This is a genomic window from Streptomyces sp. NPDC044921 (assembly GCF_056432865.1).
Window position 1 is genome coordinate 63440 of record NZ_JBWKIF010000012.1, and the last position, 12643, is coordinate 76082.

Genomic DNA, 12643 nt, shown 5'->3' on the forward strand with positions numbered 1-12643 from the left:
CGCTTCCTCTGTCGCTCAGGCGGGGAAGGTACCGCATTCCGGCGGCGGACGTAAACGCTTACGCAAACGTTTACGCGGGGGGGCGGAGCCCTGGCCGTACGGCCAGGGCTCCGCGGCCCCCGCCCTCACACCCCCGGTTCCCAGTCCCACCCGATCCCCAGGAACCCCGCCCGCACCCGGGGCTCGACCAGGTGCACCGACCGGTGCCGCCCGCTCATCGTCAGCTCCTGGCAGCCCGTGCGGGGCGCGGCCGCCGTGTGCTGGGCGAACCGGTGGCAGCGCACCGGCAGGGCCGCCGCGTCGAAGGAGACCTGGAGGGCGTACTGGCCTCCGGGGGACTCGAAGCCTCGGACGTACTCGCGCGACACACCCGCGGTGCCGTCCTCCACGCCGTAGCGGAACAGGAACGTGTCCCCGGCCCGCAGCCGGGTGTCGAACAGCAGCTCGGCCGCGAGCACCCCCGTGTCGCGGTGCCAACGGACGCGTCCGGTGCGGCAGTTCTCCAGGGCGTGCATCCGCATGCGCTCCGGCACGGCCCCCCGTTCGCCGTGGTGGACGGCGACGAAGCGGTCGACGCCGTCGCGGTGGGCGCGCACGATGTGGTGCGACTCGCGCTCGGCCAGCTCGCGCCGCGCCCCGATCCGCAGCCGCTCGTGGTGCCCGAGGGTGTGCAGGCCCCCGTCCGGAGGGCACCCCAGCTCGGCCAGCAGCTGGTCCAGGACCCCCGAGGCCTCCACGAGGGAGCGGTAGGAGCGGGCCGCCGACCGCTGCCCGGACGGGCTGTCGCCGGACGCGGCGAGCAGCCGGATCAGCGACTCCTCGGGCAGTTGCAGGATCTCCTCCAAGGCGCGCACGGCCCGCAGCGACTCGGGTCGCTGCGGACGCCGTGCCCCCTGTTGCCAGTAGCTGAGACTCGTCACGCCCACCTTCACCCCGTGGCGGGACAGATGGTGCTGCACCCGCTGCAGCGGCAGCCCGCGGGCGGCGATCGCGGCACGCAGGGCGACGTGGAAGGGGCCGCCTCGCAGGGCCGAGTCCAGTTCGGCGGTGGCGACGTCCGCGTGCTGTGGGGCGTGCGGCATGCAGGGGGCCTCTCTGTGAGTCGGCGACGGCTGGTCAGACCGTGCGCGCGGGCCGCCCGGGGCCGTCCCGCCGGCGCCGGACGGGTCTTCACATCCGTACGCCGTCGTTCAGGTCCCGAGTTCCCCCGCATTGAAGCGTGTTGACCTGGTCCCGACAACACCTGATGCCGGACAGTGATGTAAGCCCGGCGGCAAGGGTGAGGACATGCGAACGCCCGGGGCGACGCGCCCCGGGCGTTTCGGATGGACGACCGGCTCTAGGGGCGGTCCCCGCCGCCCCGCTCCTCGAGTGCCAGGCGCTTGGCCCGCACTATGTCGGCGTCACGCGGGTCCAGGAGGTCGCGCAGTCCGAACGTCTCGTCCGCGTGCCGGCGGGCACGGACCGTCCGCCGGGTTTTCTCGATCCGCATCCGCTTCATCTGCGCAGCCCTCCGACCCGTGGCCCGAGCCGCTCCGCGTGGGAGACGGCCGGTCCGCACCGACAATCCGTGCCCGCACCGGCACGGCCCGGCGTCCTGCGGACGCCGCCGTGTCCCGTGGGAAGCCTGCATTCCCGCTCCCGGCCTGGCGTAACCCCCTGGCGGCACATGCCGTTGAAAATCGCCTCCCGCCCGACCGCGATCATGTCCTGCCGACCGCTCGGACTGTCGGTGCTCGCCAGTAGGGTGTGAGACATGGCCGACCCCTCCAGCTACCGCCCCAAACCGGGCGAGATCCCCGACTCGCCGGGGGTCTACAGGTTCCGTGACGAGCACCGCAGGGTGATCTACGTCGGAAAGGCGAAGAGCCTGCGCCAGCGCCTGGCGAACTACTTCCAGGACCTGGCGGGCCTGCACCCGCGCACCCGCTCCATGGTCACCACGGCCGCGTCCGTGGAGTGGACGGTGGTGTCCACGGAGGTGGAGGCGCTCCAGCTGGAGTACTCCTGGATCAAGGAGTACGACCCCCGGTTCAACGTCAAGTACCGCGACGACAAGAGCTACCCGTACCTCGCGGTGACGATGAACGAGGAGTACCCGCGCGTGCAGGTGATGCGCGGTCACAAGAAGAAGGGCGTGCGCTACTTCGGTCCGTACGCGCACGCGTGGGCGATCCGCGACACGGTCGACCTGCTCCTGCGCGTCTTCCCCGTGCGCACGTGCTCGGCGGGCGTGTTCAAGAACGCCGCCCGCACCGGCCGCCCCTGCCTCCTCGGCTACATCGGCAAGTGCTCGGCCCCCTGCGTGGACCGCGTCTCCGCCGAGGAGCACCGCGAACTGGCCGACGAGTTCTGCGACTTCATGACCGGCCGGACCCAGACGTACATCCGCCGCCTGGAGCGGCAGATGGGCGAGGCGGCCGAGGAGATGGAGTACGAGCGGGCGGCCCGCCTGCGCGACGACATCGAGGCCCTGAAGAAGGCCATGGAGAAGAACGCGGTCGTGCTCGCCGACGCGACCGACGCCGACCTGATCGCGGTCGCCGAGGACGAGCTGGAGGCGGCCGTCCAGATCTTCCACGTCCGGGGCGGCCGCGTCCGGGGCCAGCGCGGCTGGGTCACCGACAAGGTCGAGGAGATCACCACCGGCGCCCTCGTCGAGCACGCCCTGCAGCAGCTGTACGGGGAGGAGACGGGGGACGCCGTGCCCAAGGAGGTCCTCGTCCCCGCCCTGCCCGACCCCGTCGAGCCCGTCCAGGAGTGGCTCGCCGGGCGGCGCGGCTCCGGCGTCTCCCTGCGCATCCCGCAGCGCGGCGACAAGAAGGCCCTCATGGAGACCGTGCAGCGCAACGCCCAGCAGGCGCTCGTGCTGCACAAGACCAAGCGCGCCTCCGACCTCACCACGCGCTCGCGCGCCCTGGAGGAGATCGCCGAGGCACTCGGCCTGGACAGCGCCCCACTGCGGATCGAGTGCTACGACATCTCCCACCTCCAGGGCGACGACGTCGTGGCCTCCATGGTCGTCTTCGAGGACGGGCTCGCCCGCAAGAGCGAGTACCGCCGCTTCCAGATCAAGGGCTTCGCGGGACAGGACGACGTCCGCTCCATGCACGAGGTGATCACCCGCCGCTTCCGGCGCTACCTCGCCGAGAAGGAGAAGACCGGCGAGTGGACCGACGGTGAGAACGGCCCGGACGGTGAGGGCGGCCAGGGCGGCGCGGGCACCCTCGCCGGCCCGGACGCCCTGACCGGCACGCAGGCACCGGCGGGCCCGGACATCCTCACCGCCTCGGGCGCCCCGGTCGGCCCCGGCGGGCTCACCGAGGACGACGGCCGCCCGAAGAAGTTCGCCTACCCGCCCCAGCTCGTGGTGGTCGACGGCGGCGCCCCGCAGGTCGCGGCGGCCCGCCGGGCCCTGGACGAGCTCGGCATCGACGACATCGCCGTCTGCGGCCTCGCCAAGCGCCTGGAGGAGGTCTGGCTGCCCGGCGACGACGACCCGGTGATCCTGCCCCGCACCAGCGAAGGCCTGTACATGCTCCAGCGGATCCGGGACGAGGCCCACCGCTTCGCGATCACCTACCAGCGCGCCAAGCGGTCCAAGCGCTTCCGCTCCAGCCCGCTGGACGACGTCCCCGGCCTCGGCGACACGCGCAAGCAGGCACTCCTGAAGCACTTCGGCTCGTTGAAGAGACTGCGATCCGCCACCATCGACCAGATCTGCGAGGTCCCCGGGATAGGCCGCAAGACGGCGGAGACGATCGTCGTGGCCCTGGCCCGCTCGGCCCCGGCCGCGCCCGCCGTCAACACCGCGACGGGAGAGATCATGGAAGAGGAACCCGGCACCACGGGTTCCAGCGGGGAGCCCGTACGGACGGGCGCCCCGGACGAGCGACGGGGGCAGGAGACATGAATGTGAACGAGCACCACGGGCAGCAAGAGCAAGCCGGAGCAGGAGCACAGGTGAGCACGGGCAAGGCGAACGACAAGGCGCAGATCCCGGACGCGGCCATCCCCGAGCTGGTGATCATCTCCGGCATGTCCGGGGCCGGCCGCTCGACGGCCGCGAAGTGCCTGGAGGACCTCGGCTGGTTCGTCGTCGACAACCTGCCGCCCGCGCTGATCCCCACCATGGTGGAGCTCGGCGCCCGCTCCCAGGGCAACGTGGCCCGCATCGCCGTCGTCGTCGACGTCCGCGGCCGCCGCTTCTTCGACAACCTGCGCGAGTCCCTCGCCGACCTGGAGGCCAAGCACGTCACCCGGCGGATCGTCTTCCTGGAGTCCTCCGACGAGGCCCTGGTGCGCCGCTTCGAGTCGGTGCGCCGCCCGCACCCCCTCCAGGGCGACGGCCGGATCGTCGACGGCATCGACGCCGAGCGCGAGCTGCTGCGCGAGCTGCGCGGCGACGCCGACCTGGTGATCGACACCTCCAGCCTCAACGTGCACGAGCTGCGCGCCAAGATGGACGCCCAGTTCGCCGGCGAGGAGGAGCCGGAGCTGCGGGCCACGGTCATGTCGTTCGGCTACAAGTACGGCCTGCCGGTCGACGCCGACCTCGTGGTCGACTGCCGCTTCCTGCCGAACCCGCACTGGGTCCCGGAGCTGCGCCCGTACACGGGCCTCAACGAGGAGGTGTCGGGCTACGTCTTCAACCAGCCCGGTGCCAAGGAGTTCCTCGACCGGTACACCGAGCTGCTCCAGCTCGTCGCCACCGGCTACCGGCGCGAGGGCAAGCGCTATGTGACCATCGCCGTGGGCTGCACGGGCGGCAAGCACCGCTCGGTCGCCATGTCGGAGAAGCTCGCCGCCCGGCTCGCCGCCGAGGGCGTGGAGACGGTGGTCGTACACCGGGACATGGGACGCGAATGACACGACGTACTCCGCGGCTGAGCCGGCTGCGCCGGGTGGTGCCCGAGGGCAACACCGCAGGGAAGAGCGCCCGGCCCGCCGAGGCCCGGGGCGGCCGGCCGCGCCGCCGCGGCACCCAGCCCAAGGTCGTCGCCCTCGGCGGCGGCATGGGCCTGTCCGCCTCGCTCGCCGCACTGCGCCGGATCACCGGCGACCTCACGGCCGTCGTCACCGTCGCCGACGACGGCGGCTCCAGCGGACGCCTGCGCGACGAGCTGGGCGTGCTGCCGCCCGGCGACCTGCGCAAGGCGCTGGCCGCGCTGTGCGGTGACGACGACTGGGGCCAGACCTGGGCCCGGGTCATCCAGCACCGCTTCCAGTCCCAGGGCGACCTGCACGAGCACGCGGTCGGCAACCTGCTGATCGTCGCCCTGTGGGAGCAGCTCGGCGACCACGTCCAGGCCCTCGACCTGGTCGGACGGCTGCTGGGCGCCCAGGGCCGGGTGCTGCCGATGTCCGCCGTGCCACTGGAGCTCCAGGCCCTGGTCAAGGGCCACGACCCCCAGCGCCCGGACGAGGTCGACACGGTCCGCGGGCAGGCCACCGTGGCCCTCACCCCGGGCGAGGTGCAGTCGGTGCACCTGGTGCCGTGCGACCCGCCGGCCGTGCCCGAGGCGGTCGAGGCCGTCCTGGACGCGGACTGGGTGGTGCTCGGCCCCGGCTCCTGGTTCTCCTCGGTCATCCCGCACCTGCTCGTGCCCGAGCTGCTGGACGCGCTCACGCAGACCAAGGCCCGCCGGGTACTCTCGCTGAACCTCGCCCCGCAGCCCGGAGAAACCGAGGGCTTCTCCCCGCAGCGTCATTTGGAGGTTTTGGGACGACACGCCCCTAAACTCGCCCTGGACGTGGTGCTGGCCGACGAGGCCGCCGTGCCCGACCGGGACTCCCTGACCGATGCCGCCAAACGGTTCGGGGCCGCGGTCGAGCTGGCGCCGGTGGCCCGGCCCGACGGCACCCCGAGGCACGACCCGGAGCTGTTGGCCGCCGCGTACGACCGTATTTTTCGGATGCATGGAAGGATCGGCCCATGGCGATGACGGCAGCGGTGAAGGACGAGATCTCCCGGCTCCCCGTCACCCGGACCTGCTGCAGAAAGGCGGAGGTCTCCGCCATCCTGCGGTTCGCCGGCGGCCTCCACCTGGTGAGCGGTCGGATCGTGATCGAGGCGGAGCTGGACACCGCGATGGCGGCCCGCCGCCTCAAGCGGGACATCCTGGAGATCTTCGGCCACAGCTCCGAGCTGATCGTGATGGCCCCGGGCGGACTGCGCCGGGGCTCGCGCTACGTGGTGCGGGTGGTCGCGGGCGGCGACCAGCTGGCCCGCCAGACCGGCCTGGTCGACGGGCGGGGCCGCCCGATCCGCGGCCTGCCGCCGCAGGTGGTCTCGGGGGCCACCTGCGACGCCGAGGCCGCCTGGCGGGGCGCGTTCCTGGCGCACGGCTCGCTCACCGAGCCCGGCCGCTCGTCCTCCCTGGAGGTGACCTGCCCGGGCCCCGAGGCGGCGCTCGCCCTGGTCGGCGCCGCGCGCCGGCTGTCGATCGCCGCGAAGGCCCGCGAGGTGCGCGGAGTGGACCGGGTCGTCGTCCGTGACGGTGACGCGATCGGCGCGCTGCTGACGCGCCTCGGCGCCCACGAGTCGGTGCTGGCCTGGGAGGAGCGCCGGATGCGCCGCGAGGTGCGGGCCACGGCGAACCGGCTGGCCAACTTCGACGACGCCAACCTGCGCCGCTCGGCCCGCGCGGCCGTGGCCGCCGGCGCCCGGGTGCAGCGCGCCCTGGAGATCCTCGGCGAGGACGTGCCCGAGCACCTCGCCGCGGCCGGCCGGCTGCGCATGGAGCACAAGCAGGCCTCCCTGGAGGAGCTGGGCGCGCTCGCCGACCCGCCGCTGACCAAGGACGCGGTCGCCGGGCGGATCCGCCGCCTGCTGGCCATGGCCGACAAGCGCGCCTCCGACCTCGGCATCCCGGGCACGGAGGCCAACCTCAGCGACGAGTTCGCCGACAACCTCGTGGGCTGACCCGGATCCCACAGAGCGTCAAGAAGCCGGTGCCGACCAGCCACTTGGATGGTCGGCACCGGCTTACGCGTGTCGTCGGGCACCCTTGACTCGATCATGGACTGTCATGAGCCTGGCATCTGTTCGCTGCTGTGGCGGACCCACGCTAGGGGGGTTCATGAGACGAAGAGCGAGATTGATCCTCGCTGTCGGCGCGCTCCTGATCGGCGGAGCGAGCATCGCACCCATCGCCCAGGCACAACCGGGTGGTTCGAACCCGTCCGACCCGGACGAAGTCAAGGTCTTCCGTGCCGAGGTCACCCAGCAGCAGGTACCCCTGCTGCTGGCGGCCGGTCAGGACGGCCACGAGCTCAGTGAACGGGTGCCCGGGAAGGGCACCGCCACCGTCGAGGTCTACCTGACCGGCCGTCAGGCGAAGAAGCTGGAGCAGCAGGGCGTCGACCTCGCCGAACACACCCTGTCCAAGCGTGCGGACGCCCGCGTCGAGGCCGCCGCCGAGGGCGTGTTCCGCCCGTACGGCGGGCAGGGCGGCCTGAAGGAGGAGATCCTCCGCACCGCGCAGCAGAACCCCGGCCTCACCAAGGTCGTCTCCATCGGCAAGACCGTGAAGGGCCAGGACATCCTCGCCCTGAAGCTCACCAAGGGCGCGAAGAAGTCGAAGGACGGCTCCAAGCCCGCCGTCCTGTACATGTCCAACCAGCACGCGCGCGAGTGGATCACGCCGGAGATGACCCGGCGCCTGATGCACCACTACCTGGACCGCTACAAGAAGGACCGGCGCGTCAAGAAGATCGTCGACTCCACCGAGCTGTGGTTCCTGATCTCGGCCAACCCCGACGGCTACGACTTCACCCACGCCGCCGACGCCAACCGCCTGTGGCGCAAGAACCTCCGGGACGTCAACGGCGACGGCGCCATCACCACCGGCGACGGCGTCGACCTCAACCGCAACTTCGCCTACAAGTGGGGCTACGACAACGAGGGCTCGTCCCCCAGCCCCACCAGTGAGACCTACCGCGGCGCGGGCCCGAACTCCGAGCCCGAGACCCGGGCGCTGGACGCCTTCCAGAAGCGGATCGGCTTCACGTACGGCATCAACTACCACTCCGCGGCCGAACTGATCCTCTACGGGGTCGGCTGGCAGGTGGCCACGAACACCCCGGACGACGTCCTGTACAAGGCGCTCGCCGGCACGCCGGAGAACCCCGCGGTCCCGGGCTACCACCCGCAGGTCTCCTCCGAGCTGTACACGACCAACGGCGAGGCGGACGGCCACGCGGCGAACGTCAACGGCCTGGCGATGTTCACCCCGGAGATGTCGACCTGCCAGACCGTCTCCAACCTGCACCCGGACGACGAGTGGAAGGCTTCCGACTGCCGTTCGATCTTCACCTTCCCGGACGACGAGGAGCTGATCCAGGAGGAGTTCGCCAAGAACGTCCCCTTCGCGCTCTCCGTCGCCGAGTCCGCCGCCCACCCGGACCGGCCGTCCTCGCCGGTGGGCCTGAGCGCCGCCGACTTCACCCCGGCCGCGTTCCCGACGTCGTACGCGCGCGGCGCCGACCAGGAGGTCGCCGTCGTCGCGCGGAAGTCGCTGCGCGACAAGGAGCTGAAGTACCGCGTCAACGGCGGCCGCACCGAGGACATGGCGCTCAGGCCGTGGAAGGGCGGCGAGACCTACGGCGGTGAGGACAACCTCTACTTCGACGAGTACCGGGCGAAGGTCAAGGACGGCGGACCCGGCGACAAGGTCGAGGTGTGGTTCACCGCCGAGACGCGCGGCGGCAGGAAGGTCTCCAGCGAGCGCTTCACCTACACCGTCGCCGAACGCCCCCGGGCGAACACCCTCGTCGTCGCCGAGGAGGGCACGACCGCCACGCAGGCGCAGACATACGTGGACGCGCTCAAGGCCAACGGCCGCAAGGCGGTCGTGTGGGACGTCGCCCAGCGGGGCGCGCCGGACGCGCTGGGCGTGCTGAGCCACTTCGACACCGTCGTCCACTACACGGGCGCGAGCGTTCCCGGCAACGCCACCCAGCTGCAGCTGCGGGCCTTCCTCAACGAGGGCGGACGGCTGATCGAGGCCGGCGAGCAGGCCGGCGGCAGCGTCGACCTCGGCGGCGGGGCCCTGTCGGACGACTTCAGCCAGTACTACCTGGGCGCCTACAGCCGGACCTCCGCCGGCGGAGCCACCGGCTTCACCGGTGCCGGCGAGCTGCGCGGCTTCACCGGCCCGCTCGCCGCCGCCCCCGGCAACCCGCTGGACAAGGCCGGCCGGTACAGCGTCACGTCCGACGAGCTGCCCGCCGGCGAGTTCCCGCAGTTCGCGAGCAAGGGCGCGGGACAGTTCGCGGGGGCGGCCAACCCCTACGGGCCGTACGCCGGCTCCTCGATGGCCGCGGCCGTCCACACCGACGACGGCTACAAGCGCCTCATGCGCACCGTGGACCTCACCGGTGTCACCGCCGCCGACCAGCCCACACTGCGCAGCCGGCTCATGTGGGACACCGAGCCCGGCTACGACAACGTCCTGATCGAGGCCCACACCGCGGGCGCCGACGACTGGACGACCCTGCCCGAGAAGGGCGGCGCCACCAGGGCGACCGTGCCGACGGAGTGCGAGGGCGGGTTCTACGTCCGCGAGCACCCCTGGCTGAAGCACTACCTGACCCAGTCCGACGACGGCTGCGCGCCGACCGGCAGCACCGGCGCGTGGCACAGCCTCACCGGCAGCTCGGGCGGCTGGCAGCAGGTGGAGTTCGACCTGAGCGCGTACGCGGGCCGGACGATCGAGGTCGCGATCAGCTACGTCACCGACCCGGGCACCGGCGGTCACGGCGTGCTGGCCGACGAGGCCTCGCTCGTCGTCGGCGGCACGGTCAAGGAGACCGAGGGCTTCGAGACCTCGCTCGGCGCCTGGAAGGCCGCCGGTCCGCCGGCGGGCAGTCCGGCCGTCACCAAGGACTGGACCCGCACCGGGGCGCTGTTCCAGACCTACGGCGCGGTCACCACCGACGACACCGTGCTGCTGGGCTTCGGCCTGGAGCACGTCGCCACCGCCGCCGACCGGGCGGCACTGATGAGAAAGGCGCTCGCCTCCCTGGAGGTGTGACCTGCCCCGAAGGGGGAACTCCGCGGTCAACAGGCACCACTCCGTGTAGCGAAAACGGGTGATCCGCGCTCTCGGGGTCGGGCGGTCCGTACCCCTACTGGCCGGTACGGACCGCCCTGCCGTGTATGGGGCATCTGGATGTCACCACCCGGGCCACGGGGAGGTAGGGTCGGAGGCGGTCGGGGACATCCCAAACAGAGCTCGCCGGCTCTTCATGGCCGGCGTACCAACGAGGAGATCGGTTCGTGACGATCCGCGTAGGCATCAACGGCTTCGGCCGCATCGGTCGTAACTACTTCCGCGCGCTGCTGGAGCAGGGTGCAGACATCGAGATCGTGGCTGTCAACGACCTGGGTGACACCGCGACCACCGCTCACCTGCTGAAGTACGACACCATCCTCGGCCGCCTCAAGCAGGAGGTCTCGCACACCGAGGACACCATCACCGTCGGCGACAAGACCATCAAGGTCCTCGCCGAGCGCAACCCCGCCGACATCCCGTGGGGCGAGCTGGGCGTCGACATCGTCATCGAGTCGACCGGCATCTTCACCAAGAAGGCCGACGCCGAGAAGCACATCGCGGGCGGCGCCAAGAAGGTCCTCATCTCGGCTCCGGCCAAGGACGAGGACGTCACCATCGTGATGGGCGTCAACCAGGACACGTACGACCCGGCGAACCACCACGTCATCTCCAACGCCTCCTGCACCACCAACTGCGTGGCGCCGATGGCCAAGGTCCTCGACGAGAACTTCGGCATCGTCAAGGGCCTGATGACGACGGTGCACGCGTACACGAACGACCAGCGCATCCTGGACTTCCCGCACAAGGACCTGCGCCGCGCCCGTGCCGCCGCCGAGAACATCATCCCGACCACGACCGGTGCCGCCAAGGCCACCGCGCTGGTCCTGCCGCAGCTGAAGGGCAAGCTGGACGGCATGGCCATGCGCGTCCCGGTCCCCACCGGCTCGGTCACCGACCTGGTCCTGGAGCTGGGCCGCGAGGTCACCAAGGAAGAGGTCAACGCCGCCTTCCAGAAGGCCGCCGAGGGCGAGCTGAAGGGCATCCTCGAGTACACGGAGGACCCGATCGTCTCGTCCGACATCGTCAACGCCCCGGCGTCCTGCACCTTCGACTCCTCCCTGACCATGGTCCAGGAGGGCAAGAACGTGAAGGTCATCGGCTGGTACGACAACGAGTGGGGCTACTCCAACCGCCTCGTCGACCTCACGGTCTTCGTCGGCAACCAGCTCTGATCGAATAGAGCAGGCCTCCATGTGAGGGCAGGGCTCGGGCAGCGCGTGACCGCGCCGTCCGAGCCCTGACTCACGTACAGAACCGACCTGTTCGATCACGAGCGCTTCCGAGCGATCACGAGTACTTGCAGGAGCCCCCATGAAGACGATCGACGAACTCCTCAGCGGAGGAGTCGCGGGCAAGCGGGTCTTCGTCCGCGCCGACCTGAACGTGCCGCTGGACGGCACGGCCATCACCGACGACGGCCGCATCCGCGCCGTGCTGCCCACCGTCAAGGCGCTCGCCGAGGCGGGCGCCCGCGTGGTCGTCGCCTCGCACCTGGGCCGCCCCAAGGGCGCCCCGGACCCCGCCTTCTCCCTCGCGCCCGCCGCCGCCCGTCTCGGGGAACTCCTCGGCGCCGACGTCGCGTTCGCGGCCGACACGGTCGGCGAGTCCGCCGAGGCCACCGTCTCCGGCCTCGCCGACGGCCGGGTCGCCGTCATCGAGAACCTCCGCTTCAACGCCGGCGAGACGAGCAAGGACGACGCCGAGCGCGCCGCCTTCGCCGACCGGCTCGCCGCCCTCGCGGACGTCTACGTCGGCGACGGCTTCGGCGCGGTGCACCGCAAGCACGCCTCCGTCTACGACCTCCCGGCCCGCCTGCCGCACTACGCCGGCCACCTCATCGCGGGCGAGGTCGGCGTTCTCAGGAAGCTCACCGACGACGTCCAGCGGCCCTACGTCGTCGCCCTCGGTGGCGCCAAGGTCTCGGACAAGCTCGCCGTGATCGACCAGCTGCTCGGCAAGGCCGACCGCATCCTGATCGGCGGCGGCATGGCCTACACGTTCCTCGCGGCCAAGGGGTACGAGATCGGCAAGTCCCTCGTGCAGGAGGACCAGATCCCGGCCGTCCGCGAGTACGTCGAGCGGGCCGAGAAGACCGGCGTCGAGCTGGTCGTGCCCGTCGACGCGGTGACCGGGAGCGCCTTCCCGGACCTGAAGACCAAGGAACCGGCCCACCCCACCACCGTCGCCGCGGACGCCATCCCGGCCGACCAGATGGGCCTCGACATCGGGCCCGAGACCCGCAAGCTGTACGCGTCCAGGCTCGCCGACGCCGCCACCGTCTTCTGGAACGGTCCCATGGGCGTCTTCGAGCACCCCGACTACGCCGAGGGCACCAAGGCGGTCGCCCAGGCCCTCATCGACTCCCCGGGCTTCACCGTGGTCGGCGGCGGCGACTCCGCCGCGGCCGTACGCACCCTGGGCTTCGACGAGACGGCATTCGGCCACATCTCGACCGGTGGCGGCGCCTCCCTCGAATACCTCGAGGGCAAGACGCTCCCCGGCCTCGCCGCACTGGAGGACTGACC

The 12643-nt window shown here is 71.6% G+C and carries 9 protein-coding genes; 7 read left to right on the forward strand and 2 right to left on the reverse strand.

All coding sequences use genetic code 11. From position 1 onward, the window contains the following. Positions 1–125 precede the first annotated feature (125 nt). On the reverse strand, positions 126–1082 hold the full coding sequence (locus AC07DA_RS20080; RefSeq protein WP_479129518.1) for a hypothetical protein: 957 nt from the start codon (positions 1080–1082) through the stop codon (positions 126–128). Positions 1083–1339: 257 nt separating this feature from the next. Beyond that, positions 1340–1492, reverse strand: a complete 153-nt coding sequence (locus AC07DA_RS20085; RefSeq protein ID WP_479129519.1) for a hypothetical protein — start codon at positions 1490–1492, stop codon at positions 1340–1342. Between the two features lie 264 nt (positions 1493–1756). Between AC07DA_RS20085 and uvrC the strand changes: the two genes are divergently transcribed. The 7 genes from uvrC (at position 1757) to AC07DA_RS20120 (ending at position 12641) form a co-directional block, all read left to right on the forward strand. Further along, positions 1757–3913: an excinuclease ABC subunit UvrC gene (uvrC, locus tag AC07DA_RS20090; RefSeq protein ID WP_479129520.1), complete on the forward strand. Its 2157-nt coding sequence runs from the start codon at positions 1757–1759 to the stop codon at positions 3911–3913. Beyond that, complete coding sequence (gene rapZ / locus AC07DA_RS20095) at positions 3910–4869, forward strand: RNase adapter RapZ (RefSeq protein ID WP_479129521.1); 960 nt, start codon at positions 3910–3912, stop codon at positions 4867–4869. Before uvrC ends, rapZ begins: the two co-directional genes overlap by 4 nt. Next, a complete protein-coding gene (locus AC07DA_RS20100; RefSeq protein WP_479129522.1) occupies positions 4866–5945 on the forward strand; it encodes a gluconeogenesis factor YvcK family protein in 1080 nt (359 codons plus the stop codon). Before rapZ ends, AC07DA_RS20100 begins: the two co-directional genes overlap by 4 nt. Further along, positions 5936–6925 (forward strand): DNA-binding protein WhiA, encoded by a 990-nt coding sequence (whiA, locus tag AC07DA_RS20105; protein ID WP_479129523.1) that lies wholly within the window; start codon positions 5936–5938, stop codon positions 6923–6925. Before AC07DA_RS20100 ends, whiA begins: the two co-directional genes overlap by 10 nt. A 157-nt stretch (positions 6926–7082) precedes the next feature. Then, on the forward strand, positions 7083–10037 hold the full coding sequence (locus tag AC07DA_RS20110; protein ID WP_479129524.1) for a M14 family metallopeptidase: 2955 nt from the start codon (positions 7083–7085) through the stop codon (positions 10035–10037). Positions 10038–10282: 245 nt separating this feature from the next. After that, positions 10283–11290, forward strand: a complete 1008-nt coding sequence (gap, locus tag AC07DA_RS20115) for a type I glyceraldehyde-3-phosphate dehydrogenase (RefSeq protein ID WP_010039682.1) — start codon at positions 10283–10285, stop codon at positions 11288–11290. Between the two features lie 139 nt (positions 11291–11429). Further along, positions 11430–12641 carry a phosphoglycerate kinase gene (locus tag AC07DA_RS20120; protein WP_479129525.1) on the forward strand — a complete coding sequence of 404 codons (1212 nt, stop codon included), beginning with the start codon at positions 11430–11432 and terminating at the stop codon, positions 12639–12641. Positions 12642–12643 lie beyond the last annotated feature (2 nt).